At 58.0% G+C, this 24,969-nt stretch carries 29 protein-coding genes and 1 tRNA gene; 6 read left to right on the forward strand and 24 right to left on the reverse strand.

The window, feature by feature from the left end:
- Positions 1–31: 31 nt before the first annotated feature.
- The 21 genes from HZZ01_RS07240 to HZZ01_RS07340 all read right to left on the reverse strand — a co-directional run bounded on the left by HZZ01_RS07240 (position 32) and on the right by HZZ01_RS07340 (position 18,952).
- Positions 32–1,267 carry a beta-ketoacyl-ACP synthase gene (locus tag HZZ01_RS07240; protein ID WP_179896104.1) on the reverse strand — a complete coding sequence of 412 codons (1,236 nt, stop codon included), beginning with the start codon at positions 1,265–1,267 and terminating at the stop codon, positions 32–34.
- Positions 1,264–1,995 (reverse strand): 3-ketoacyl-ACP reductase FabG2, encoded by a 732-nt coding sequence (locus tag HZZ01_RS07245; RefSeq protein WP_179896105.1) that lies wholly within the window; start codon positions 1,993–1,995, stop codon positions 1,264–1,266. The genes HZZ01_RS07240 and HZZ01_RS07245 overlap by 4 nt, the downstream gene beginning before the upstream one ends.
- Positions 1,992–2,468 carry a 3-hydroxy-fatty acyl-ACP dehydratase gene (locus tag HZZ01_RS07250; protein ID WP_179896106.1) on the reverse strand — a complete coding sequence of 159 codons (477 nt, stop codon included), beginning with the start codon at positions 2,466–2,468 and terminating at the stop codon, positions 1,992–1,994. Before HZZ01_RS07250 ends, HZZ01_RS07245 begins: the two co-directional genes overlap by 4 nt.
- Positions 2,458–3,618 carry a beta-ketoacyl-[acyl-carrier-protein] synthase family protein gene (locus HZZ01_RS07255; protein WP_179896107.1) on the reverse strand — a complete coding sequence of 387 codons (1,161 nt, stop codon included), beginning with the start codon at positions 3,616–3,618 and terminating at the stop codon, positions 2,458–2,460. Before HZZ01_RS07255 ends, HZZ01_RS07250 begins: the two co-directional genes overlap by 11 nt.
- Positions 3,615–4,187, reverse strand: a complete 573-nt coding sequence (locus HZZ01_RS07260) for a DUF3261 domain-containing protein (RefSeq protein WP_179896108.1) — start codon at positions 4,185–4,187, stop codon at positions 3,615–3,617. Before HZZ01_RS07260 ends, HZZ01_RS07255 begins: the two co-directional genes overlap by 4 nt.
- Positions 4,184–6,490, reverse strand: a complete 2,307-nt coding sequence (locus HZZ01_RS07265; protein WP_179896109.1) for an MMPL family transporter — start codon at positions 6,488–6,490, stop codon at positions 4,184–4,186. Before HZZ01_RS07265 ends, HZZ01_RS07260 begins: the two co-directional genes overlap by 4 nt.
- Positions 6,477–7,085: an outer membrane lipoprotein carrier protein LolA gene (locus tag HZZ01_RS07270; protein WP_179896110.1), complete on the reverse strand. Its 609-nt coding sequence runs from the start codon at positions 7,083–7,085 to the stop codon at positions 6,477–6,479. Before HZZ01_RS07270 ends, HZZ01_RS07265 begins: the two co-directional genes overlap by 14 nt.
- Positions 7,079–7,492 (reverse strand): thioesterase family protein, encoded by a 414-nt coding sequence (locus HZZ01_RS07275; protein ID WP_179896111.1) that lies wholly within the window; start codon positions 7,490–7,492, stop codon positions 7,079–7,081. The genes HZZ01_RS07270 and HZZ01_RS07275 overlap by 7 nt, the downstream gene beginning before the upstream one ends.
- On the reverse strand, positions 7,485–9,194 hold the full coding sequence (locus HZZ01_RS07280; protein ID WP_179896112.1) for a glycosyltransferase: 1,710 nt from the start codon (positions 9,192–9,194) through the stop codon (positions 7,485–7,487). Before HZZ01_RS07280 ends, HZZ01_RS07275 begins: the two co-directional genes overlap by 8 nt.
- The gene (locus HZZ01_RS07285) at positions 9,188–9,535 is read right to left on the reverse strand and encodes a 3-hydroxyacyl-ACP dehydratase FabZ family protein (protein ID WP_179896113.1); all 348 of its coding nucleotides are present in this window, start codon (positions 9,533–9,535) and stop codon (positions 9,188–9,190) included. The genes HZZ01_RS07280 and HZZ01_RS07285 overlap by 7 nt, the downstream gene beginning before the upstream one ends.
- A complete protein-coding gene (locus HZZ01_RS07290; protein WP_179896114.1) occupies positions 9,522–10,841 on the reverse strand; it encodes an AMP-binding protein in 1,320 nt (439 codons plus the stop codon). The genes HZZ01_RS07285 and HZZ01_RS07290 overlap by 14 nt, the downstream gene beginning before the upstream one ends.
- Positions 10,838–11,401: a hypothetical protein gene (locus tag HZZ01_RS07295; RefSeq protein ID WP_179896115.1), complete on the reverse strand. Its 564-nt coding sequence runs from the start codon at positions 11,399–11,401 to the stop codon at positions 10,838–10,840. The genes HZZ01_RS07290 and HZZ01_RS07295 overlap by 4 nt, the downstream gene beginning before the upstream one ends.
- A gap of 6 nt (positions 11,402–11,407) precedes the next feature.
- Entirely contained in the window at positions 11,408–11,662 is a 255-nt protein-coding gene (locus HZZ01_RS07300) for an acyl carrier protein (protein ID WP_136198985.1), read from the reverse strand.
- A gap of 16 nt (positions 11,663–11,678) precedes the next feature.
- Complete coding sequence (locus HZZ01_RS07305; RefSeq protein ID WP_179896116.1) at positions 11,679–11,936, reverse strand: phosphopantetheine-binding protein; 258 nt, start codon at positions 11,934–11,936, stop codon at positions 11,679–11,681.
- Positions 11,937–11,949: 13 nt separating this feature from the next.
- Positions 11,950–12,750 (reverse strand): 1-acyl-sn-glycerol-3-phosphate acyltransferase, encoded by an 801-nt coding sequence (locus HZZ01_RS07310; protein WP_179896117.1) that lies wholly within the window; start codon positions 12,748–12,750, stop codon positions 11,950–11,952.
- The gene (locus HZZ01_RS07315; protein ID WP_179896118.1) at positions 12,743–13,474 is read right to left on the reverse strand and encodes a beta-ketoacyl synthase chain length factor; all 732 of its coding nucleotides are present in this window, start codon (positions 13,472–13,474) and stop codon (positions 12,743–12,745) included. The genes HZZ01_RS07310 and HZZ01_RS07315 overlap by 8 nt, the downstream gene beginning before the upstream one ends.
- Positions 13,475–13,703: 229 nt before the next feature.
- Entirely contained in the window at positions 13,704–14,090 is a 387-nt protein-coding gene (locus HZZ01_RS07320) for a hypothetical protein (protein ID WP_179896119.1), read from the reverse strand.
- 269 nt (positions 14,091–14,359) lie between these two features.
- Positions 14,360–15,742, reverse strand: coding sequence for an efflux transporter outer membrane subunit (locus HZZ01_RS07325; protein WP_179897118.1), 1,383 nt, complete (start codon positions 15,740–15,742; stop codon positions 14,360–14,362).
- Positions 15,742–16,836: an HlyD family secretion protein gene (locus tag HZZ01_RS07330; protein ID WP_179896120.1), complete on the reverse strand. Its 1,095-nt coding sequence runs from the start codon at positions 16,834–16,836 to the stop codon at positions 15,742–15,744. The genes HZZ01_RS07325 and HZZ01_RS07330 overlap by 1 nt, the downstream gene beginning before the upstream one ends.
- Complete coding sequence (locus tag HZZ01_RS07335) at positions 16,833–18,518, reverse strand: MFS transporter (RefSeq protein ID WP_179896121.1); 1,686 nt, start codon at positions 18,516–18,518, stop codon at positions 16,833–16,835. Before HZZ01_RS07335 ends, HZZ01_RS07330 begins: the two co-directional genes overlap by 4 nt.
- Before the next feature lie 2 nt (positions 18,519–18,520).
- A complete protein-coding gene (locus HZZ01_RS07340; RefSeq protein WP_179896122.1) occupies positions 18,521–18,952 on the reverse strand; it encodes a MarR family winged helix-turn-helix transcriptional regulator in 432 nt (143 codons plus the stop codon).
- Between the two features lie 145 nt (positions 18,953–19,097).
- Here HZZ01_RS07340 and HZZ01_RS07345 point away from each other — a divergent pair, with 145 nt between their 5' ends.
- The 4 genes from HZZ01_RS07345 to HZZ01_RS07360 all read left to right on the forward strand — a co-directional run bounded on the left by HZZ01_RS07345 (position 19,098) and on the right by HZZ01_RS07360 (position 22,690).
- Entirely contained in the window at positions 19,098–19,946 is an 849-nt protein-coding gene (locus HZZ01_RS07345; protein ID WP_179896124.1) for an AraC family transcriptional regulator, read from the forward strand.
- 41 nt (positions 19,947–19,987) lie between these two features.
- The gene (locus HZZ01_RS07350) at positions 19,988–20,395 is read left to right on the forward strand and encodes a DUF2000 domain-containing protein (protein ID WP_179896125.1); all 408 of its coding nucleotides are present in this window, start codon (positions 19,988–19,990) and stop codon (positions 20,393–20,395) included.
- A gap of 393 nt (positions 20,396–20,788) precedes the next feature.
- Positions 20,789–21,049 carry a biofilm/acid-resistance regulator YmgB/AriR gene (locus HZZ01_RS07355; protein WP_179896126.1) on the forward strand — a complete coding sequence of 87 codons (261 nt, stop codon included), beginning with the start codon at positions 20,789–20,791 and terminating at the stop codon, positions 21,047–21,049.
- Positions 21,050–21,184: 135 nt separating this feature from the next.
- Positions 21,185–22,690 (forward strand): SulP family inorganic anion transporter, encoded by a 1,506-nt coding sequence (locus HZZ01_RS07360; protein WP_179896127.1) that lies wholly within the window; start codon positions 21,185–21,187, stop codon positions 22,688–22,690.
- A gap of 35 nt (positions 22,691–22,725) precedes the next feature.
- On the opposite strand, the gene HZZ01_RS07365 is transcribed toward HZZ01_RS07360, so the two are convergent.
- The gene (locus HZZ01_RS07365; RefSeq protein ID WP_003849972.1) at positions 22,726–22,926 is read right to left on the reverse strand and encodes a DUF6404 family protein; all 201 of its coding nucleotides are present in this window, start codon (positions 22,924–22,926) and stop codon (positions 22,726–22,728) included.
- A 193-nt stretch (positions 22,927–23,119) separates the two neighbouring features.
- On the opposite strand from HZZ01_RS07365, the gene HZZ01_RS07370 reads away from it, so the two are divergent.
- Entirely contained in the window at positions 23,120–23,311 is a 192-nt protein-coding gene (locus HZZ01_RS07370; protein WP_179896128.1) for a hypothetical protein, read from the forward strand.
- A gap of 31 nt (positions 23,312–23,342) precedes the next feature.
- Here the strand turns inward: HZZ01_RS07370 and HZZ01_RS07375 are convergent, their stop codons facing one another.
- Positions 23,343–24,188 carry a substrate-binding domain-containing protein gene (locus HZZ01_RS07375; RefSeq protein ID WP_179896129.1) on the reverse strand — a complete coding sequence of 282 codons (846 nt, stop codon included), beginning with the start codon at positions 24,186–24,188 and terminating at the stop codon, positions 23,343–23,345.
- Positions 24,189–24,367: 179 nt separating this feature from the next.
- Positions 24,368–24,443 (reverse strand) — tRNA-OTHER (locus tag HZZ01_RS07380).
- Between the two features lie 233 nt (positions 24,444–24,676).
- Here HZZ01_RS07380 and HZZ01_RS07385 point away from each other — a divergent pair.
- Positions 24,677–24,913: a hypothetical protein gene (locus tag HZZ01_RS07385; RefSeq protein WP_292990795.1), complete on the forward strand. Its 237-nt coding sequence runs from the start codon at positions 24,677–24,679 to the stop codon at positions 24,911–24,913.
- Positions 24,914–24,969: the final 56 nt, after the last annotated feature.

Consider the following 24,969-nt stretch of genomic DNA (forward strand, 5'->3'; position numbering starts at 1 on the left):
TGGCCCGTGCCTGCGCAGCACGGGCATGATGTCAGACGCCGCGCCAGCGCCTGAAGATCAGTGAGGTGTTTATCCCACCGAAGGCAAAGTTGTTGCTCTGGATATAGTCGGTCTCCAGCTTTCGCGGCTCACCCATGATGTAATCCAGCTGACCACCGTCGGCGGCAGGTTGTGTCAGGTTAAGGGTTGGCGCAAACCACCCTTCCCGCATCATCTCAATACTCATCCAGGCTTCCAGTGCTCCACAGGCCCCCAGCGTATGGCCAAAATAGGACTTCAGCGAGGAGATCGGCGTTGTTTCGCCAAACACCGCCGCCGTTGCCAGACTTTCGGCCATGTCACCCCGTTCCGTGGCGGTGCCGTGCGCATTCACATAACCAACGTCTGCGGCCGTAATACCCGCGCTTAGCAACGCCCGCTCGATGCAGATCTGCATGGTTTCCCGCTGCGGCTGCGTGATATGCGCGGCATCGCAGTTGGTATGGAAACCGGTGAGCTCCGCGTAAATCGTGGCGCCGCGCGCCAGGGCATGGTCCAGCGACTCCAGGATCAACGTGCCGGCGCCTTCGCCAATCACCAGGCCATCGCGCTGCTGATCAAAGGGTGCAGGCGTGGTGTGCGGTGCGTCATTACGCTGGCTGGTGGCAAACAGGGTGTCGAACACTGCCGCTTCCGACGGACAAAGCTCCTCCGCACCACCAGCAACCATCACCGTCTGATAACCGTGACGAATTGCTTCCCAGGCATAGCCAATCGCCTGGCTGCCGGACGTACAGGCGCTGGAGGTCGGGATCACCCGGCCGCGCAGGCCGAAAAACAGCCCGGCATTGACGGCCGTCGTATGCGGCATCATCTGCACGTAGGTGGTGCCGGTAATATTGTTAGTGTGCTTTTCCGTCAGCATGGTGGCGAACTCGCTGACCGGCCCGGTACTGCCGGTCGACGAACCGTAGGCGATACCCGTTTCCCCGCTGGTCAGCACCGGATGGTCAATCAGGCCCGCCTGGGTCAGCGCCAGCTCGGTTGCACGCGTCGCCAGCAGCGAAACGCGGCCCATGGCGCGGATACGCTTGCGGGTGTAGTGCGCAGGCAGTTCAAAGTTATCCACGGGTGCGCCGAGCAGGGTATGCAGCCCGTCGTAGATCTGCCATTCGGGCATGAAACGCACTGCATTGCGGCCTGCACGGATCCGCGCCGACACCTCCGCCCAGGACTCACCAAAAGCGGTGACACCACCCATACCGGTTACGACTACCCGCTGGATCACAGCATGCCTCCATTAATCGAAATCACCTGACGCGTCACGTAACCGGCGATATCGGACATCAGATAGCTCGCCAGCCCGGCGACTTCTTCAGCCGCGCCCATGCGCTTCATCGGCACGATCTTCATTGCTTCCTCAATCACCCGAGGTTCCATTCCCTCCATGCCGGTATCGATCAGACCCGGCGCGATGCAGTTAACGGTGATTTTGCGTTTAGCCAGCTCAATCGCCAGTGCTTTCGTGGCCCCGATAATGCCCGCTTTCGCCGCGCTGTAGTTGACCTGACCGCGATTACCCATTATTCCGGAAACCGATGAGAGCGTAATAATACGGCCACCGCGCCGCAGGCCGATCATCGGCATCACGCAGGGCTGGATCACATTATAAAAACTGTCGAGATTGGTGTGGATCACGCTGTCCCACTCCTCATCCGTCAGGGCGGGAAACGCCGCATCACGGGTGATACCGGCATTACTCACCAGGCCATAATAGGCGCCGTGTTGCTCAATGTCCGCTTCCAGCGCGGCGCGGGTTGCCACCCGGTCAGCTACATCAAATCCCAGCACACGGCCCGTGCCGCCTGCGGATTCGATCTGCTGCAGGCACTGCTCAGCGCCTGCACGGTCGCGGTTAAAATGAACGATAACCTGATAGCCATCCTGGGCGAGACGCAGCGCAATCGCGCGGCCGATGCCTTTGCTGGCGCCCGTCACTAATACCGAATCTGTCATGGCTGATTTCCTTGTGACATTAATTGCTGTAACTCTGCTTCATTAGGTTGATACGTGTTCAGACGACCGCTGGCAAGCCGTTGTGTGCCATAACGAATGTCGCCCTCAAAGCTGCCCATGCGGTCATCCCGCATCAGCAGCGTCATCCGGATATCCAGCGTGACATTGGCCGGAAAGCACGGCCGCTCAGCTCGCCAGCCGCGTCCGCCCAGCAGCATACCGGGCGGGATCAGGGTGGCGCCGCCCTGCTTTGCATGCCAGCCCGACCAGACGCCCACGGTCTGCGCCATCATTTCGACGCCAAACCAGGCAGGCACTTCGCCCTGTGATGTAAGAAACGGAGCCAGTACGCCACCGGCACAGGTCGACACCTGACAGTGAACCTGGTCTTCATCAACGGCGATCAACTGATCAAGCAGCAGCATCGGTGCAGCGTGCGGCAGCCAGTGTGCCGCGGGAGAATTAATGTCCATCAAGGCGTCCCAGAATCAGACAGGTGTTATTGCCGCCAAAGGCGAATGAATTCGAGGCGATGACCGGCCGCTGCAGTGCCTGCGGCTGTAACAGCAATCCGCAATCCGGCAGCGTGCCATCCTGCTCCGTCTCACTGAAATCCTGCGCGGGCAGCGGCAGATTGTGTAGCAGGATTAGCGCGCTGAGCGCGGCCTCGCACACCCCTGCCGCGCCGAGCGTATGGCCGGTAAGATGTTTGGTCGAGCTGCACGGAACCGCATTGCCAAACAGGCGCTCAATGACAGCGGCTTCCATCTGGTCGTTCAGCGGCGTCGCTGTGCCGTGGAGATTGATATATCCGACCTGCTGCGGCAACAGATTCGCCTGCTGCAGCGCCATGCGCATCGCACGTTCAGCGCCCTCACCCTGCGGATGGGGAGCTGACATGTGCCAGGCATCAGATGATTCGCCCGCGCCCAGCAGCGCCAGCGGCTGCGGTTCGCGCGTCAGCAGCATCAGCGCCGCGCCTTCACCAATTGAGATACCGTCCCGATCCCGGCTGAATGGCGCGCAGCGACGTTCAGAAAGCGATTCCAGGCTGTCGAAGCCGTTAATGGGCATCCGGCTCAGGGAGTCCGCACCGCCCACCAGTGCGACATCCGCCAGCCCCGCCGCAATCAGTCGCTCACCGCTGATTATGGCGCGGGCGCTGGAGGAGCAGGCGGTAGAAATGGTATAGGCTGGACCAGCCAGCTGCAGATAGTGAGCCAGGAAACGTGATGGATCGCCCAACTCCTGCATCTGGTAGTGATAATCGGGCTGATTGCCACAAATCTGCTGATCGCCCTCATCCACGCCCGAGGTACTGGTGCCCAGCACAATCGCCACTCTGCTGGCACCATAACAGGCAATCGCCGCATCAAGTACCGGACGAATCTGCACCAGCGCGGCCAGCAGCAGTTGGTTATTGCGGGTATTGTGCGCGCTCAGCGCAGCAGGAATCGCCGGCAGTTCAGCCTCAACCCTGCCCAGCCAGCAGGCGCGATCACCGCTCAGCCAGCCATGGCGCAGCTGCATACCGGGTGCCTCACCCTTTTTCAGGCTGTCTGCAATCTGCTGACTGTTATTACCCAGGGCATTCAGCATGCCGATGGCAGAGATGTAAATCATGAGGCGTCCAGATGTTGAATGCGGATCTGATAGCCAAAGGCATGCTGCTGAATGCTGATCGGCTGTCGCTGATTACCACGTTGCAGATAATCAATTTCGGTCACCAGCTGCTTATCGGCATCAAGTAGCCGTCGCTTTAACCCCTGATCCTGCAGCGTCCAGCCCGGCGGTAGCTGCTTTTGCCACACATCCAGCGGCCAGTAGCTGAGCATGATGTCTGCCAGCACCTGACTGGCGGGGGGCATCTGCGGCAGTGGCATCAGCTGCTGGGTGTGAATACCGCGGGCATCGTAGCGCAGGCTGAACAGGCGGATACCCACCGAAGAGAGTCCCGCCAGATCAATCTGCTGTTCATCGGCGCTGAGCAGCACCAGCAGTGACTGACTCTGGCCTTTTACCTGCCCGGTCAGTAGCTGCTGCTGCTGGAAGGCGGGACGAATGCCTGGTGGCGGCAGCGTCACCTTCACGCCCGGTTTCAGCCAGGCAGCAGGATGGCTGCTGTCAGGTGCATGATCGGCACAGGCGCTGAGCAGCAGAGCTGTGAGCAGAATAAAGGCAGCGCGGATCATCGTTTACTCCTTGATCGGGTGGGTCGCATCGCCAGCGGTGACAGCAGGAAAGCGCTGAAGATGCCGCTGCATAATACGGTGCCAAAACTGGCAATCGCGCTGGTGCTGCTAAATACCAGCATCCCCAGCGTCAGTAAGGTGGTGATCATCGCCAGCGAGACCGCCAGCAATGAGGTCAATGGCGTACCCTGTGGGTTGCTGAAAAATAGCGTGTAGTTAATGCCGATGCCCAGCACCAGAATCAGCGCCAGCAGCGCAAACAGGTTCAGAGACGCGCCGATCCAGCCCAGCGTTGCCAGCGCCATCGCCAGCGACAGAACTGACGGCAGCGCGCTGCGTAAACCCGCTTTTAGCCCCAGCCGCAGCACAAAACTCAGGGTAATCAGCAGCAGCGCCAGTGTCAGTAAACCGCCGAGAAGGGTGCGCCAGAAACTGAACAGCGAATCGTAACGGGATTTACGGTCAATCCAGCTGACGCCCGGATGCTGCTTAGCCAGCGCCGCGAGCGCGGCACTGTCTTTTACGCCGCTGGTGGGGATCAAAACGCCGCTCTGCCCATCCGGCAGCGTCAGCCACAGCAGACGCCAGCCTTCACTCAGCGGACTCGCCAGCCAGTCATCCGGCGTCACCGGCATCGGGGTCAGATCCGGCGCGGCCAGCGCAATCCCCGCCTGCTGCAGTCGCGCTCTAATCGTCGGGGCAGCCTGCTTCAACAGCTGGAGATCCTGCTGTTGCTGAGCCAGCGACTGAAGAGGCAACAGACGATAGCGCTGCAGCCAGCCCTGCTGTTGCGCATGGTGCAGATCCGGGGCCAGTTTTTCCAGCCGCTGCAGTGTCTGCTGCGCGTCATCGCCCCAGACAACAAACCAGGTCTGATCGGCACGCTGGCCGGTCAGCGCCGCGAGCTGGCGATCCTGTTCCAGCAGCTGCGCAGGCGCACTTTGCAGATGCGCGATGTCATCATCTATCTTCAGCTGGGCAATACCGGTCAGGGCAAAAATCGCCATCGCGATGGGTAATCCAACGCGCAGCGCGCGCTGACGGCGCCAGGCAGCAAGCCAGCGCGCCAGTGGCACCATCAGCGGCACCGGTCGCACCGGTAATCCGCGTACCAGCCACGGCGTGATCAGAATCACCGTCAGGCAGGAGGCGGTTAAGCCGCTGGCGGCAAACACCGCCAGCTGACGCAGCCCCGGAAACGGCGCCAGCAGCATCAGCAGCCAGGCAATGGCCGTGGTCGCGAGCGCCAGCAGCAGCGTGCCGCGGACTTTTCGCAGGCTCTGCCACGGGGTTTGCTGATCGCCGTGAACCATACGCTCGGTGAGGTAATAGAGCGTGTAATCCGCCGAGATGCCAACAATACTCAGGCTCATCACCAGCGTCATCAGATGCAATTCGCCGAAGCAAAGCAGCGTCATCACCGTGCCCGCCATCGCGCCGATTGCCACAGAGGTCACCGTCAGCAAGAGCGGACGCAGTGAACGAAAGACCAGAAGTACCAGCAGGACGACGCCCCCCAGCGTCATACTGCCCAGCGTTTTGACATCATGCTGCGCGCGCTGGCTGGCGTTGTCGCTGAACAGGACTGTGCCTCGCGTCAGGAGTTTCGCCTGTGGCCAGTGGCCTTTAAGCTGCTGTTCCAGCGCACCGAGCCGGGTCACCAGTGCATGACTTTGCTGCATACTAAAGGCGTTATTCGCCAGTTCGCCATGCAGAAAATACCACTGTTTACCCTGCTCATCTTTTACCGTCAGCCAGCCATCATGCAGCGTCATGCGCCCGGCGTTCTGGGCCAGCGCCAGCTGTGAACCGCGCACCAGCATCAAAGGATCGCCCTGCAACTCTTTGCTGCTGACGCCCGAGAAGGCTGAAAAGAGCTGTGCCAGCAGCCAGTCGGCCTGCGCCCCACCGCCATTCTGCAACCGGCTGCGCGTCGCGTCATCAATCAGGCCGTTACGATGTTGCCAGGCAAAGCGGCCCCACTGTTGCTGCTGTTGCGCATCAAGAGCGCCCTGCACCTGTTTCAGTTCCGGCAGCGCGCGCAGTTGAGCCAGCCACCAGGCCGCGACCTGCGGATCGTCCTGCTCACCGGGCGAAACCAGCCACACCATCTGGCGATCCAGGCGCTGCATGAAGCCCTGCTGCAGCGCAGGCGGCGCCGCGCCCAGATTCTGCTGCGGCAGCAGTGCCAGCACGCTGCTGTTAAGCTGGCTGCGCGGCAGCAGAAAGGCGAGCGCTGCCGCCAGCAACAGACAGAGGGCCAGCCACAGAATAGCCAGCAGCCGATCGTTACGGCCCGGCAAAACGCGCCTGCTCCTCATCGCTTAACTGCGGCGGTTCAGTACGGGTGTTGCTGAGCTGAATCTGGGTCTTATCGCCCTGCTTATCGTCCAGGTTGATGCTATCCAGAAAGGCGCTACCCGCCAGTGAGATACGGTTGAAAATTTTGTTGAGCGGCGCGGCTTTGGGCGTCAGATCGAGCGTCCAGGCGCCGTTGCCGCGATCGCTGAAGGCCACGCTAAAGTTTTCGTTCAATACTTTCTGATCGGCCTGGAACAGCGCCCGCAACAAGTGGTTGAACTGGAACATCTGCGGATTGCTGTCGGCGGTGATCACCTGAGGCTTCTGCCCGTTGAGGCTCTGCACCATGCGCTTATCATCCAGCAATAGCGTCATCACAAATGGCGTCTGCTGATGCCACCATAACCCCTGCTCGCGGGCGATCAGCATCTGCCCGTGCGACACCAGCGGCTGATGCATACCAGAAATGGTGCGCGTCTGAGTAAAGTCTGCCCGGATCACAGGCTGACTGGCAAAACGCTGCTGCAACTGATCCAGCGTAACCGCGCTGGCGGCACTCGCCCACAGCAGCAGGCCGGTAAGCACTATTTTCAGCATCCTTTCACTCCTAAGCGTTCCAGTAAAATGTCGGGCGAAACAAAGCACAGTGCCTGACTCCCCTGCTCTACGGCCACCTGCAGCGTATGCGCTTTAGTGGTGATCTGATCAGCCGCATTTCGTACTTCATAGTCGATGCGCAGGCGGTTCTCATATTCAGTAATCCGTGCGCTGACGCGGATCGTCTCTTCGCAGCGCAGTGGCTGACGGTATTTGACCCGGGTGTCGACCACCGGCCAGACGTAGCCGCTGGCGGCCATCTCGGCATAACTGTAGTTAATGCTGCGCAGCAGGGCTTCACGCGCGACTTCGAAAAAGCGGAAATAATTACCGTGCCAGACTACGCCCATGGGATCGCAGTCGTTGAATGAGACGGTCAGCACGACTTCAGCATGATGTTCAGTCATGGTCAGACTCCTTGTGGTGCGCCTGTTGATCAGGCAGCGTCCAGAAATCGAAAAAGTTGAACCAGTCCAGCGGAGCCAGCAGTGCGTAGTGGGCCAGTCGCTGCGCATAGCGATCGACCGCCTGTTGCAGCGCCTGCTGACGTTGCGCACGAGGCAGCAGCAGCGGATCGGCAAACGGCTCACAGTGGATACGCAGTTTACCCCGTTGCTGCAGCGCGAACATCAGCAGCACCGGACAGCGCAACGCGGCCGCCAGCACAAATGGCCCCTGCGGAAACGGTGCGGCCCGGCCCAGAAAATCGCTCCAGATAACCCGACGCTCGCCGCCGCGTTGTGGATTCACCGCGGTACGATCCCCGACAATCGCCACCCATTCCCCCGCATCCAGCTTCTGTTGCAGCAGGATCGCCGTCTCCGGCCCGATATCGCTGACCGGCATCAGATTCACTCCCGCCTGCGGGGCGATGGTTTCCAGTACTGCCCGAAAACGTCGGGCATTGTCGGTAAACACCAGCGCGTTAATCACCAGTCCGCTGACCTGCTGTGCCATCGCGCGACAGGCTTCAATGTCACCAAGGTGGGAAGCGAGGATCAGCTTGCCCTGGGGTGTGGGTGCGCGGATGATCGCTTCTGCGCCCGGCGCGAAATCAATATCCCGTCCCCACTGCAAATCCCCGCGCCAGCTGGCGACTTTATCCAGCATCGCCCCGGCGAAGCGCAGAAAATGGCGGTAGCTGTTAAGCCGTGGCGGTAACGCAACCTGCCGCTGCTGTGCGGCAACGGTGACCTGCGCCAGCCATTGCCGGGAAGCGCTTCGCGCGCGTTGACCGCTCAGCCAGTAGACCGCGACGACCGGCCAGAGCAGCAGTGTAAAGGGCAGCCGCCCGCCATAGCGATAGACTGCCAGCATAAAACGTAATCCCCACTGTCCGCGCCGCTCCGATTCCACAGACCAGTGCGCTGGCGATTTACGCATTGCCAGCAGACGCGGGATGCGCGGCAGCATGCCGAAGAACAGCCGGGTATGCATCCAGGAGATGCGCAGGTTGTCGTAGAGCGCATCAAAGTGCGACAACCCGCTGGCCGGATAGGTGACACGGGTCGGGATAAAGCGACTGCGCATTCCCTGCCAGTAAAGCCGCACCATAATTTCAGTGTCGAAATCCATGCGCTGGCCGATAGCCCGGCGATCGCATAGTGCCAGCGTCGCAGCCAGCGGATAGACGCGGAAACCACACATGCTGTCGCGGATCGACAGCGACAGCGTTTCGATCCAGACCCAGAAGTGGGTGATGTAGCGACCATAAAGACGTGATTTGGGGATTGAGTCGTCATACAGCGGCTGGCCGGAGATCAGCGCATCGGGATAGCGCTCCGCTTCCGCCAGCATCAGCGGCAGATCCTCTGCCTGATGCTGGCCATCCGCGTCGAGCTGCACCGCATGGGTAAAGCCGCGCGCCGCAGCGGCCCGCAAACCGTGGATCACCGCCGCACCTTTACCCTGATTACTGTCGAGACGCAGCAGGCTGAGCTGCGGGGCATGTAACGTCGCCAGCTGAAGCTGAGTCGCCGCATCACTGCCGTCATCCACCACGATCACTGGCAGGTTAAAGGGTGCCAGCCGCGCCAGCACCGACGCCATCATCGCGCCGTGGTTGTAGCAGGGGATCACCACGCAGGGTGAGAACGCAGCGCTTAACACAGCGTGATCTTCCCGCTGCTGGCACTCTGCTCGCCGTCGTCACTCAGCAGGCTATAGCGGAAACTCAGACGCGATTTTTCAGCGTCCCAGTCAATATGTAATTGTATTAGTGAGTCGGGTAACACCGGCTGCTGAAATTTGATGTTTTCAATGGCGACAAACTGTTTACCGGGCGCGAGCAGTGACACCCCGTAGTGCATCACCCAGTCGAGCTGCGCCACTCCGGGCAGAATCGGCAGCGCCGGAAAGTGCCCCTGGAACCAGAACAGTCCGGCCTCAACCTGCAGGGTCAGCGTCACGCTGTCAGCCTGCCGTTCCCGGCTGTGTTCAATCGGCAACATGAAAAAGTTCCTCTATTAGCGGCCAGGCGCGTTTACTTTGAGTGGTGACCGGAATAGTGGCGACAATCCGCCAGTAGCGCGGCATCGCCAGCGGTTCGAGCCAGCGCTGTAGCTGGCGTTTCCACTGCTGCCTGCGCTGATGCAGAGCCGCCTCATCCAGTGTGCTGTTCAGTGATAGCACGACGCCAATCGCCTGACGATCATGATGCGTGACTATCAGCGCCACGGCATCTTCAATTTCTGGCAGATCGGTCAGACGGCGTTCTATCTCACTTAATGAGATGCGCTTATCACCGATTTTCACGATGCGGTCGTGACGTCCTGCCAGCTGAAATCCGCCGTCCGGTTGCATATTCAGCCGATCGTCCAGCGTCAGGCCATTATTATCCCCAATCAGCGGTGACCAGACCTGCCAGCGATCGGGCGTCACCTGCTCCAGCCTGACTTCCGGGAAGCTGCGCCACGGCGCGTCGGGACGATCGCACCGACGCCAGGCCAGAATGCCGGTTTCGGTGCTGCCATAAATTTCACTGACCTGACAGCCAAAGCGCTGTCGGACCTGTTCTGCATCTGACACGCGCAGTGTGCCACCGGCAGAGACAATCAGTTCACAGGCGGGCGCATCAAGCGTGCTGTCCAGCCGCGATAAAAAGGCCGGGCTGCTGATAAAAGCATAGTGACAGTCACGCGGAAGCTGAACCAGTTGTTCACCGTAAAACAGCGGCTGGGCAGAAAACGGCAACCCGAGCGTCATCGGCAGGAAAAGTCGAAACGATAAACCATAAAGATGCTGATGGCTGACCGAAGCGATGACCCGGCATCCCCGCAGCGACTCACCCCACAGAGTGCTGAGCCAGCGGGTCTCCTGCTCCATCACCGCCAGCGGCTTTACCACCTGACGCGGCACGCCCGTCGATCCCGAGGTAAAGAGCACCAGCGCTGCACTCTCCGGCAGCGGCGGTAACTGCCCCTGCGCTTCAGCGTCGTCACACATCAGCAGCGGCAGACTGACCCCCAGCGGCATGTCGCACAGCACGCCATCCAGTTGCTCCTGCATCTCATCCAGCAGAGCTGCGCGGCTGTGACCCGGCATCACCGGCGTTTTACCGGCATACCAGCACGCCAGCAGCGCCACACAGAAACGGTAGCTGTCATCAAAACAGAGCGCCCAGTGTGTGCCCGGCTGCGCGGTTAAGCGATGCGTGAGCGCCAGTACCTGACGATGCATCCCGCTGAGCATCAGCGGTTGATCGCCTCGCCAGGCGACCTCGCGATCGTCTCCCGCCAGCCAGTCAGCGACCCTCATGCTTTTCGCCTCACGCGTTGACGTACCCACCATTCTGCTCCCATCAGCACACCGATGAGCAGGTAGCTGATGCCGCCGTTCCATAGCGTCCAGAGCCGCAGATCGCCATGCAGACAGGTATAGAGCGCCATGCTGCCGTTGCCGATAAAAAACAGGCACCAGATCTGGGTGACGCGTCGGGTATAAGGCACAGCGGCGGCAGGGAGTTCCGGCTCACGTAGTCGGGCGATACGTTCCACCAGCGGCATCGCACTCCAGAGTGAGGCACCAAACACCAGCAGCATCGCCAGATTGACCGCCACCGGATACCAGAGCAGCAGATGCTGAGCGCGTAGCAGCTGGCTGCTGATACAAAGCAGCGCGCCGAGCAGCGCCAGCCAGCCCATGACCGCACCCATGGCATTTCTCTGACGACGCAGTTGCAGCCAGCGCAGGCCAAATAGCAGCGCCAGCAGCCAGAAGAGTCCCTGCCAGTGCGGCTGGGTGAGTGCCAGCCAGACCAGCAGCGGCCAGACCAGCAGTGTCAGCAGATTGAGCAGGCGAAGAGTGGCAGCAGGCACGACAGATCAGGCGTCTTCGCGCATCAGTTGTTCCACGGCATCCACCACATCCTGCACGGTACGCACCGCGCGGAAAGTTTCCGGCTTAATTTTACGGCCGGTACGCTTTTGCAGATGAACCACCATATCAACGGCATCAATGCTGTCGAGCTCGAGATCTTCGTACAGACGTGCCTCGGGATGGATATCCTCAGGCGCAATTTCAAACAGGCTGGTGAGCAGCGAAGCCACTTCCTGATAAATCTCTTCTTTGTTCATCATAAGGTTGTCTCCGCTTTCAGCTGCGCTGTTGGTTGACGAACGCGGCCAGCGTCGCAACAGAAAAGAAGTGCGCTCGCAGGGTTTCACTCTCCGCAGAGAGCGCGACGCCGTAGCGATTTTTCACTGCCAGGCCCAGTTCCAGTGCATCAATTGAGTCCAGCCCCAGCCCGTCGCCAAACAGCGCAGCGTCGGTTTCAATATCATCGGGGCTGAGATCTTCAAGGTTCAGCGTGTCGATAATCATCTGTTTGATATCGTTAATTAATGAATCCATACCTGTTTTCGTCTTACCTGTTCTGGGGGACCAGCGCCTGCTCTAAATGGCGAGTCAGGCGACGCGCGGCCAGCGGCTGCGCATCGGGATTGCTTTCACAAAACGACTGACTGTCGATTCGCGCTTGTACTCGCACGGTAAATAGCGGTTTAACCGGCGGAATCTCATACCAGCGACTCTGTTTATCGAGCATACGCTGAGTGCAGGTGATGTGAACCACGCGCAGATCGCATCCGGCGCGCACCGCAATATTGGCGGCTCCGCGCTGCAAAGTCAGCGGCTGACCGTAGCGGGTACGGGTGCCTTCCGGAAAGATCAATATATTGTCGCCGCGCGCCAGTCGCTGCTGACTGTCCGGCAGCAGCGTCTCCGCTTCACTGTTGATCAGATAGTCGGCGGCGCGGATCACTCCACGCATAAAAGGGTTTTTCTGCAGATCGGCTTTCACCAGGCAATCCATCTCCGGCAGTACCGAGGCGATCATCACGTAGTCGATCAGGGATGGATGATTGGCGACAATCAGGCATCCGCGATCCTGTTGCAGCAGCTCAGCGCCTTCAATACGGTAGTCATAGACGCCGAACATCCGGCAGAAACGCAGGAAGCAGCGGAAACTAAAGGCAATGGCACGTCGGGCCAGCAGGCGGCGACGCAGCGAATCGCGCTGTACCAGCAGCAGCAGGTTGAAACCAACCAGTGATAACAGCAGCCCGCCAAGGCCAAACAGCGTAAAACTCACCGCCGTCATCACCAGCCGCCAGTAATAGTTAACGCGGCGCCCCGCGAACTGCGCCGGTTGCGAACAATCAGCCATGATTTCTCTCCCAGTGCCATGTCAGGCGTTCGCCTGCCAGGCTGAAGGTGGGGGACGCCGCCAGCCACTGCTGCAGAAAGCGCAGACTCTGAGGCAGACGTGTTTCAGCCTTCTCCTCTCCGCCAGTGCGGCCAGTGCAGTGGAGTTGTTCACCCGCACGCAGCAGCAGCGCCACCGCATAGGAGAAATTCACGCGCTGTTCCGCCAGCCACGGTAAATAATAGTCAGGGACGATGCCGTCAAAATCGACCAGCAGCACCTGCTGATAGCCCGCCTGATGCAGGGCGCTGACTTCAATTAATCCCTGCTGAAAAGAATCAATGCCTGCCGCAATTGACGTGGAGACCAGCGGTGCTTTGGCCGCAATCGTCAGGCTGCCAACCGCCGAGTTGTGAACCGACATGGCAAAATCTGTGGGTGACATCGACTGGTGATCCGCCAGCGTATGGAGAATTCGCAGATTACGCTCCAGCTCACCGTGACGGCTGGTAAAGACAATAGCGTCTACCTGTTGTCGCGCCAGCAGCGCCAGCCCGCACTCAACCGCCGCACGACTGCCGCCGCTCAGACGACGCGCCGTCATCATCGGTAAAAATTGCGGCTTTGCCATCGCCTCTGTGGGGTCGATGGCAAAGCCCTTTTGCGCCCAGTCCTGCCATGCCTCGCCGCCGTGTAATCCCGGAGCCAGAGCCTGCCAGTCGACCAGTGAGTAAGCGAGTTTCATCTCAACACTCTTTTCGTCATACGTGTGGAGCCGGCGTTCATCAGATCGTCACCCCTGCCCTCTGCAAAAAAAGTGCGTACCGGGAAACCTCTGCCGATCCGTATCGGGCGTTCACGGTAGTGGTTTCTTCAGTGATTCAGCAATAGCAGCTCATCTGATTTGTCGGCCGGATGCCGCAGATCTTTATGCTCAGATCGTCTGTCGGCAAATCATTGCGACAGCACACGCATTACTGAGCGGCAAGGGCCGACAGTCGTAACTGAATATCCTGGTCGAGATTGGTGATCCAGCGGTTGTAGTTATTATGAATCTCACCCTCTTCCGCTTTCAGGTTTTCACTGCTGACATAATCGATGCGGTAATTCTGGCTGGTATAGGTGATGCGGATATTCGCCACGACATCACGCTGCGCAAGACGGCCATTGATTACACCAGGTGAAACGGGAGTCATTACCCATTTACGGCTGATACCTGCTTCAATGATTGCCAGTTTCATCTGGTTGTCGGTGTAGCGCTGGGTGAGGGTCTGATTCACGTTGTGAATCGGCGCAGTGCGCGCGCAGCCGGTTAATAACGCAGCAACGACGGCCAGCGTGAAAATGGTCTTTTTATTCATGATGAATCCCTTCTTTTATGATTAATATCAGTGGATTAAGCGGATAACTCGTCTGGCAATTTTTTAACTTTATGTGCGCTTTTCCGTCTGACTGGTTTAAAACCCGCGCATGATACCATCGAATGTAAAGACAGGTAAGCAGAAGTATGAATGGGTTTTGAGGGGTTATTTGGGGAATTAAAGCGGGGCAATATGCGCAGTCGAAGCGACAGCGCAGAGGCCGATCCCGGCCGCAGAAACTCTGGTTGCGGCTGGATCGGCCCGGGCAATCAGGGTGCGGAAGCTGATGTCCAGCCACCGCCCAGCGCGCGGTAGAGATCGATCTGTGCCTGTAGCAGGTTATTTTTGACAGTCACCCGGTTCAGCTGGGTTGAAAACAGGGTTCGCTGCGCATCCAGTTCATCCAGATAGGAGGCGTAGCCGTTCTGATAGCGATTGCGGGCAATGCGCAGCGCTTCTTTCACATAATCTTCCTGCTTTTGCAGCTCCTGAAGCTGTGCCTCACGCTGCCGGATGGCGTCTATTGCATCGTTAACTTCCGAGAAAGCGTTGCGAACCACTTTTTCATAACCGTACAACGCCTGATTGCGCGTTGCCATTGAGACATCAACCTGCGCCGTCAGCGCTTCACGGTTCAGCAGCGGCGCCAGGATGCTGCCACCCACGCTCCAGAGCCGGAACGGATCGTCCGCTAACTGGTGCAGCACCGAACTCTGCAGGGTGCCGGTGGCGGTGAGGTTCAGCCCCGGCAGCAGCTTAGCCCGCGATGAGGCCAGGCTGGCATCTGCAGCCAGTAATTGACGCTGAGCCTGCATAATATCCGGACGGCGATTAAGCAGTTCTGATGGCAACAGCGACGGCATCTGCTGCGGTAAAATCTGATCGAACTGCTGACGACGGGCAATGCTACGCGGGTTCATGCCCACCAGAATGCTCAGCGCATTTTCCTGCTGAGTGATCTGATGCTGCAACTGCGGCATCTGCGCTTTAGCCGATTGATATTCCGAGGCGGCCTGCATCCACTCCAGCCTCGAGGTGTAGCCCGTTTCGAACTGACGCTGTGCCAGCTTCAGAGAGTTGTTGCGGGTCGCCAGCGTCGCTTCCGTCACCCGCAGTTGCTCATCCAGTGCGCACAAATTGAGATAACCCGACGCTACTGAACTGGCGATGGTCAGCTCAGCGGCAGACGCGGCGGCCTGCTGTGCCGCTAAGCTCGCCTGCGATGCCGAGATGCTGCTGCTGCGCGCGCCCCAGAGATCAACCTCATAGTTCGCCTTTAATAAGCCCTGGAAAACATCGGTTTCATACGGCTGCCCGGTCACTGACGAGAGCGTACGTTCACGGGTCGCGGCAACGCCAGCGCTCAGCGCTGGAAAGTTATCGCCCTGTGCGGCGCGCAGCTGGGCGCGATACTGCTCAACCCGGGATCGCGCAGTGAGGATATCGGGATTATTACGCAGCGCCTGTGTTACCAGCCGATTGAGATATTCATCATGAAACGCGCGCCACCACTCCGCTTCCGGCGCAGCTGTTGGCCCGACACTCGTGCGCCAGGCCTCGGGGATCGGCAGAGAGGCCGGTGCCTTTTCAACCTGCGTGGCGCAGCCGGTCAGTGCCAGCGTGAGCGCGCTTACCAGTAAGCCGCGCCGCATCATCGCCCATCCTCACCATCCGGCTGGGCGGCGGTGTCGATATTGACTTCAACCGACATACCTGGACGCAGCTGATGCATATCCTGATCGTCGATGCGGATACGAACAGGAATGCGCTGTGCAATTTTAACGAAGTTTCCGGTCGCGTTGTCGGGAGAGATGGCGCTGAACTCCGAGCCTGCAGCCGGAGAGATAAATTCCACCTGACCGTTAAAGCGTTTGCCATCCAGCGCATCAACCCGAATCGTCACCGGCAGGCCGGGACGGATATGGGCCAGTTGGGTCTCTTTGAGGTTCGCGATGATCCATTTGTGATTCGGTACTACCGAGGTCAGACGCGTACCGGCCGTGACATAGGCTCCGGTTCGAACCGACAGCTGACCGAGCTGACCATCGTCAGGCGCAGTGATCCGGGTATTAGCCAGGTCAATCTCCGCCAGCTCCAGTGCGGCGCGGGCGCTCTCAACATCGCCCTCCAGCGCGTCACGGTTAACGATGACAGTCTGCAGATTCTGCTCGGCGACGGCGATTTGTGCGGCAGCCTGACGCACCTGCGCCTGCGCCTGTGCGTTGGCGGCACGGGCGGCATCACGCTCGCGCACAGACAGCGATCCGTCCGCGGTGAGATTTTCAACGCGTTTCAGATCGAAGCCACTTTTCAGCGCCTGGGCTTTGGCATTCTCCAGCGCCGCTTTATTGCTCTCGATAGTTGCCTGTGCGCTGCGCCGCTGCTGCAGGTTATTGTTCAGTGCCGCCTGCTTCATGGCCAGCTGCGCCTGCGCCTGATGGACCCGCTGGCGATAGATACGGTCGTCAATCGTCATCAGCAGCTGCCCTTTTTTCACCGGCTGCAGATCGATCACCTCTACCGAGGTGAGATAGCCATTGACCTGCGGGCTGATAAAGGTCACCTGGCCGCGCACATAGGCATTTTCGGTACTTTGTATTGCACTGGTAAACGGCCAGAGTTGCCAGGCATAGAGGATGACCAGTACGCCAATCACCACAATGCCGCTGCCTGCGGCGATAGAAAGAATACGGCGGCGATTTGCGCGTTCGCGTTCTGCCGCCTGAAGCTCATCCTGCTGACTCATTGTTTCTCCGTTGATTCCTGTAACGCGGCCAGCTGTTGCTGCTCACGCAGGTTAAATTGTGCCTGACGCCAGTCCAGGTAACGACGCCGGGTTAAACGCCACATCACCCACATCAATGTGACCAGTGCCAGCGCGGCGGTTAACAGATAGGTGTCGTTATAGGCGAGCACGTTGGCCTGCAGCGTGGCGACCGTCTGTAACTGGCTGGTGCTCTGCGCGCCGCGCAGAACGTCGTCACCGACCAGCGAATTAAACAGCGCATTGTACTGGCTGAGCCGTTCGGTGACGTTGGGATCGAGCAGGGAGAGTTGATCGCCCAGCAGACTGGAGTGATATTTTTCCCGCCAGACCTGAAACGTGCCAAGAATCGCCGAGCCGATCAGCCCGCCCAGGTTCTGACTCATGCCAAATAGCACCACAAAGCTCACCAGGTTTTTCGGCTGAGTCACCACGCTGCCAATGCCCATTAACATTGCAGGTGCCATGAAAAAGGCACTGCTGAAGCCCAGCAAAAACTGACTGAAATACATCTCGGGGCCGCGGGTCAGCGGACTGGATTGCGCATCCATCAGCGAGGCGATAATCATCACGACCAGCGAGGCGACAATCGGCCAGTTAAGGTGATTAGGCTTGATGGTCAGTGCACTGGCGGCGATGCCTGCGATAACCCCAGCCATGATCGCCAGCGCCAGGCCGCGCATTTGATCGTTCTGCAGGCCAATCTGCTGCAGAAAGCCAATTGCACCGGTATTCTGTTCCGCCAGTACGATACGGATCATGATCATCACAATGCCAAGCCGCAGCATCATGCCGCTGCTCAGCCAGCGAGTGTTGATCAGCGGATTGCGCCGGTTATGTTCGATGACGATCGCCGTGACAATCAGCGTCAGAGCAATCGCGGTACAAATACCCAACCACGGCGTGGTGAACCACCACTCAATACGGCCAAGCGTCAGCACGGCGCACAGCAATGCCATGCCGGGTGCCAGCAGGATAAAGGTAAGAAAATCCATTTTTTCAAAGGCTTTGAAGCGGTCGCCAGGCGGGAGTTTCAGCATCAGCACCCCACCGAGTGCAATCAGCGCCAGACCAAGTTCAAACAGATAGAGGCCACGCCACTCGTTGAGCTGCAACAATTCTGACGAGAATAAGCGCGCCAGTGGAATAGCCAGTTGCGACACTGTCAGGCCAATTACCAGCGCTTTCAGGCGATGTTTCGCAGGCCAGGCCTGAACCTGATAGAAGATACCCAGTGAGCTGAGTGCCGCAGCCACCATTCCGTGGGCGGTGCGCACAATGATCGCCGAACTAAGGTCGTTGGCGAACAGATGAAAGAACGCCACCAGTACATAGAGCACCAGAAAGGCCTCGGTAAAGACACGCAGACCAAACTGCTGCCGAAACTTCACCAGCAGCAGGTTAATAGAGATGTTTCCCATCACGTAGACCGCAGGCAGCCACGCAATTTCATTCGACCAGGCCCCAAAGGTGCCTTGCAGGTTTACCAGATTCGCGGTGACCAGTGCGTTACTTAGCGCACCGGTTAGCGAAATAAGTAAACCGATCAGACCAAAGGCCACGCGTTTCGGCATCGAATGCAGCGGTGTCGAAGGCGAGCCCGGCATCATCGGTTTTTCGTGCGGCAACCACTCGCGTGCAGCGTAGGGATTTCGCTTTGCCACTGCTACATACTTCCCATGCGGCTCAGCAGTTGTTGCAGTACGCGCTCAGTTACGGCCAGATCCTGAGGATCAATATCGGCCAGCATTTCAGTACGAAGTGCATCAGCCTCGGTTTTCACTTTGGCGAACGCTTCGTTGCCTTTATCAGTCAATACCAGGTGACGTTTACGCCGATCTTCAGGCGGCTGTACCCGCGTAAGCAGTGACTGTTTCACCAGCCGATCCACCAGCGGCACCATGCTGGCATCTTCCAGCCCCAGCAGCTGCGCCAGCTCAGTCTGCGTCATGCGTTGCGGTTCACTCGCAATCAGCCCGATGGCCATCCAGCTGCTCATGCTTAAGCCGCTATCTTTAAGGTGGCGATCTACCGCCAGGCGCCAGGCATGTGCCGTCAGGTGCAGTAAGTGGGTAAAGGTACGCGTATGCTCAGACAAATGTTAGCAGCCTAATAGTGAGAGTTCTAATGGATTGGAAGCGTTATTATACGCAAAGCGAAACACGAATGAAAAGCGTCCGGCCTGTTAAAAATTAGTGGATCGCGGCAGAATGTCCAGAGGCCGCAACCGGGAGCCAGAGAACATGAAACAGGCAGCAACAAACTGGGTTGATCTGCGCCGTGATGCCGTCAGCGGTATCGAGGCCCTGCGCGCCCACTTTACCGGCCATGCTTATGATCCCCACTGGCACGACAGTTATCTGATTGGCGTAACCGAGCAAGGTGTACAGCAGTTTCATTCGCGGCGCAAACAGCATCAGAGCCGTCCCGGCACAGTTTTTATGCTTGAGCCGGAGGAGCTGCATGATGGTGATGCTGTCAACGACAGCGGTTTCACCTACCGGATGCTCTATCTTTCACCGCAGCAGATTGCGCAGCACCTTGCCCCAGAACAGGCGAATGGCTCCATACCACACGAGTTACGCTTTGCCGACACGCTGCGCGACGACCGCCCGCTGGCGTATGCCGTCTGGCACGCGTTTGATGCGCTGTGGCACAACCATCCTGCAATCATCAAAGAGGCGGCGATGGACCGGATGTTCGGTCAGCTTAATCCGCACCAGCAATGGTCACTGCCCGAGCAGCCTATGGATAAAGATGTCCGGCTGGCTTTGCAGGCGCGTGACTGGCTGATTGCCCATCATGCCGACAATCCCGGCCTGGTGCAGATGGCGCAGCAGCTGCAGGTGGATCGCTTCCGGTTATCACGCCTGTTCCAGACGCACTGGGGTTTACCGCCCCACGCCTGGCTGGTGCAATGGCGGCTGAGCCAGGCACGTCGTCAGCTGGCGCAGGGCCAGCCCGTCGCCGATGTCGCTGCCGCGCTGGGCTTCGCCGATCAGAGTCACCTTGGCCGCTGGTTTAAACGCGCCTGCCAGCTCTCTCCCGCACGTTATCAGCACGCCTGCACAAATCTTCCAGACCCGGATTAAGCCACTTGTCACAATGCGCTTTTCAAGTCAGGAGAAGCGCAATGCAAGACCCACGATGTGTGATGATACTGAATGCCACGCTGCCGCCAGGCAAAGCCACTAATGCCGCCGCGGTGATGGCCTTAACCCTGGGACAACGTCATCCCGCGCTGGTTGGCGACAACCTGGAGGATGCAGAGAGCCGCCCTTGTCCCGGTTTGATCACCACCGGTATTCCGGTGTTATCCGCAACCGACGAACAGCTCAGTGCATTGCGGGAGCAGTGTGAACAGGCTGAATATGATCTGGTGCTGTTTCCTGAAGAGGGGCAGTCTACCACTGATTATCAGGCGCTTAGCGCCGTGCTACGGCAACAGCCGCGTCAGCAGTGGCGCCTGCTGGGAATCGCCATCGTCGGTGATAAAAAAGCCCTGCGTAAGCTGACGGCAAAACTGGCATTATTCAGCTGATTTGTTTGCGGGAAGCTGGCCACGGCTTCCCGGCCTTCCCCACTCAGATCGCCCCCCGCGCAGCTTGTACAGGTTATTTGTACAATTTTTGCTTCGGAATAATCCTTATAACCTGCTGATAAGTTTAAAATAGCACAATTTGCCAATGATTCTGGTTGTACAGATCGGCTTTCATTGTATAAGTTTACTGCCACGAGTTGTAATGCGACTCTGTAACGAATGATGCACTTGCGTCGCCTCTGAAGGTGTCAGTGGATTTCCACCTTCAGAGGTTATTTTTTGTTTGCTCAATTTGTGACACTGGTACCATCGCATCTGTCCATGCGGTGGTTTTTTTGATCGCTTTTGTCCTGACATCCGAACCGGAATCGGGCTGTTCTGAAGGGCTTACACATGCAATATATTCTTCCCCGGACCAATCAGGAAATTGCTGATTATTTTAACCCTGCGGCCAATAAGCCAGCCAGCGAGATGGAAATGCTGGGTATCCTTGTTGCAGAAATCCTGCAGTCAGGCATGCCAGTCAATAATAAAGCCATTATTTCTAAACTTATTCATCGCCTGGAACTGGAAAGTGACAGGGAGATGCTTGATAACTACCGACAGCTGCTCGAACTGGTGGTCCATAAAACCCCGGACGATTTCTCACTGTAAGTCGGACTCCATGGAGGGAGTTCCCCTTTTTCTGGCATCTTCGCCTGTCGCCCGGTACTATCTGCCCCTCACCATTATCAAAATCTACCCGCCCCTCGCGCGGGAGCAAAACAATCAAAGAGCCTGCAAACCTTTATGACTCAAACCAATGATGTTGCCGCAACCGACGTTGTGGCGGGCGATATCAGTGTGGGGCGCGTTCTGCGTTCACCTGCGCTATTGACCCGCGAATGCCTGGCCGGAGTAATTACCGCACTGGCATTAATCCCTGAAGTGATCTCCTTTTCCGTTATTGCCGGTGTCGACCCTAAAGTCAGTCTCGTCGCCTCGGTGGTGCTCTGCCTGACCCTGTCGATACTGGGCGGTCGTCCGGCGATGGTGACGGCGGCGGCGGGTTCCGTGGCACTGGTAATCGGGCCAATGGTCCATCTGCACGGCGTGGAATATATTCTGCCCGCGGTAGTAATGGGCGGCGTGATTCAGATTCTGTTTGGCGTGGCCGGTCTGGCTCGCATGATGCGCTACATCCCGCGCTCGGTGATGCTGGGATTTGTGAATGCGCTGGGCGTGCTGATTTTCTTTGCTCAGGTGCCGCACGTCTGGGGCCAGTCATCACTGGTGTGGATTTTCTTTGCCGTGACCCTGGCAATCGTGCTGCTGTTACCACGTCTGTTAAAAAGTGTTCCTTCCCCGCTGGTTGCCATTGTGGTGGTGACAGGCGTCGCGCTGTTAATGGGCTATCGCATGCCGAACGTGGGCGATGAGGGGCCGATGAGTCCCGGCCTGCCCGGTTTTAACAGTCTGCTGGTGCCGCTTAATCTGCAGACTCTGCAGATTATCTGGCCCACCGCGCTGAGTATCGCCTTTGTCGGGCTGATGGAGTCGCTGCTGACCGCCAAACTGGTCGATGATCTGACCGATACCCCTTCCAGTAAGCGTCGTGAATCCTGGGGCTTAGGCGTAGCAAATATTCTGGCGGGATTTTATGGTGGTATCGCCGGGTGCGCGATGATCGGTCAGACCATCGTGAATGTTGAGCTGGGCCGGGCACGCAGCCGCGTTTCAACCGTGGCCGCCGGTCTGGTACTGCTGTTACTGGTGACCGGACTGAGCCGGATTATGGCGCAAATCCCGATGGTGGTGCTGGCCGGGATCATGATGGTGGTGGCGGTTAAAACCGTTAACTGGCATAGCCTGCAGCCTGCGACACTGAAACGTATGCCGTGGTCAGAGACGCTGATTATGGTGCTGACGGTGGCAGTGACGGTCTGGACAGGAAATCTGGCACTGGGCGTGCTCGCTGGGGTCATCCTGGCGATGCTGCTGTTTGCCCGCCGTATTGCGCACGTGATACATGCGGAACGTCAGCTGAGTGAAGATGGTGAGTCGGTACGCTATGAGGTACGCGGTCCGCTGTTCTTTGCCAGCAGCAACGATCTGTTTGAGCATTTTGATTATGCGCACGATCCGAAAAAAGTGACTATCGACTTAACGCACGCGCAGATCTGGGATGCATCCAGCGTCGCAGCGCTGGATGGTATTGAATATCGCTATCAGCGTTATGGTACAGAAGTAACGATTGAGGGGCTGGATCCGCGCAGCACTGACTTCCATCAGCGCCTGACCGGTAATTTCGGTTAAACAACGCCGTTCTGCTGCCTCTCCGGCAGCAGACTTTACTCAGCCTGTTGCCGCCGCGCCCGATAGCGGCCAACCATAGTAATCAACGCCTGATAGATTAAACCGGCGTAGAGACTTGTCAGAATCGCCAGACCAGGCTCTTTGCCCTGCTGATGCCATGACATAAACCACATGAATACGCCCCACAGTACAGAGAACACCAGCCATCCGCGGACGAACTTCATAATGCCATTCATAACAACTCCTCTTAAATGAAGCGCTACTTTAGCCTGCTCCTGCCCTAAACGCATTGCCAGCATGCGCGAGTTGCGAGGCGTCTCATATAATCACCACTCATTTATTATTCTCACCGGGTGTTTAGCCTTATCCGGGCGATTTTGTGGTGATTCTCTATACTCAACCTTCCGCTTAACTGATCAGGGAATTACGATGAAACGTATTGCTTACCTGTTATCAACGCTGGCTGTTCTTGCCACACTTACCGCCTGTGCACCACCACCACCAGAAAGAGACGCCCCACCGCCGCCTCACCCAGGCAAAGCCGCTCCGCCGCCACCGAGTGGGCAGCAACCGGTTGGCGCACCGGGCGGCATGGGTCCGGCAGGACAACCACAAGCGTAACCTTATTCAGCCAGTCTGCGGGGCAGGCTGGCTAATGCCGAAAGGCGCAGCCGCAGGCTGACATCTCACCGGGAAGAATTTTACCAAAATGGGAGTGACGCCGCTGCAACTGCCCCTGCCCTCTGCTGATTTCTGCCGGTTGCCCCAGCCAGCGATTTATCGCGTTGCCCAGAATCTGACTGATATCAGATGACCAGCTGGTAAGATGCCAGGTAGAGCTACGCGCCTCTTCACTGTCTCCAAATCCTGCCACCGCCAGATGGGCACCCTGACCAAAATCACGCATCGCCTGCATCGCGCCAAAGGCCAGCAAATCGCTTTCACAGAAAAGTGCCTGAATACGCTCCGCGGCTCGGGTCTTTTTCAGATAGTGCATCATCACCTGATAGGCGCCGTCACGATCGTCCCCCTCTGCAGTCAGCTCGACGTTCAACGCCTTGCCCGCCGCCTGTAACGTGGTGCTGTAACCCTGCTTTTGCGCGCTTTCACCGGGCTGACTTTGCATAAAGCCAAACGTCTGGTGTCCCTGCGCGATCAGTAACTCTGCTGTCACCTCACCCGCTCGCAGCGCATCTGCCTGCAGTGCAGGCTCTGCCTTAATATCAAGTACCGGCAGATCACAGGCATCAGTTACCCTGTTACCGGGTAAGAGCAGTAAACCACGTAGCGCTAGCGGGGATGCCTGCCGGAGGAGTGCTGTCAGCGCCGTATCCGCTTCTGCATTCAGCAGAACAGTGATAACACCGTGCGCGTTAAGCTGGCGCGTGACCTCGTCCAGCACTTTCTGCTGATAGGGATTGAGCAACTGGCTGGCGACAACGCCGATAACCGGAGGAAGAGCCGATGGCGTTAAGTCAGGCGTAGAAGGTGTGAGCATGGGTGCGAAATTCTCTGCGACGACAAATAATGCCCACCACTTTACGGTAAACCGCCGTGTTTCAACAGGTTACAGTGTTCGACACAGGCCGCAAAAATGAGTGAAATCAGATGTAACTGGGCTTGTATTGGCAGAACTGCAGGGATGAAACAGGCATTAACAGGACAGGAGACAGAAGATGGACCGGGCAGCAGGATTTGAACCCGCATCGTCAACCCATAAAGAGTCGCAGTAATACCTTTATACCATGCCCGAATAGCGTGCCTGGAAAAGTCACGCAGTGTGAACAAGAGTAGTCCCACACTCTAATCAGGCAAGCGCAAGCGGCAGCTATTTTTAGCAACCGTCGTATAAAACCAAAAAAGAGGTGCCCTCGCCTGTCGACATTGATTATTCAGCTAACCTTAAATTTCAGGTAGCCTGTTTTGGCCGGGACTTATGGCCAACATTACGCAGAGGTCAAGACTATGCCTTCAGGACAATTTTACGTGGTTGATCAACCCGAACTAAATTTTACCGCCAATTATCATATTGATACGGTCAGTGACAAACCCTATTCATCAAGGATGCTACTGGAGATTCGGAAGCAGTCACAGCCCACCGACGCCTTTGACGCTATCAACATCGGACATGAAGTGACGTTTGTCTCCTCCAGTGGTGAGGCGCAGCGAATGGTTCTGGTCAGTGACACAGATGATGAACTGGTGTTCAGCTCTGTAGCGTGATGAAGGGTAAATGATTGAAGGGAGATCCAGTGCAGGTCATGCCGGATAGCAGGCAC

Origin of the sequence: Pantoea sp. WMus005, from assembly GCF_013415305.1 — a bacterium.
In the GTDB taxonomy this organism is placed as follows: Bacteria; Pseudomonadota; Gammaproteobacteria; order Enterobacterales; family Enterobacteriaceae; genus Pantoea; species Pantoea rara.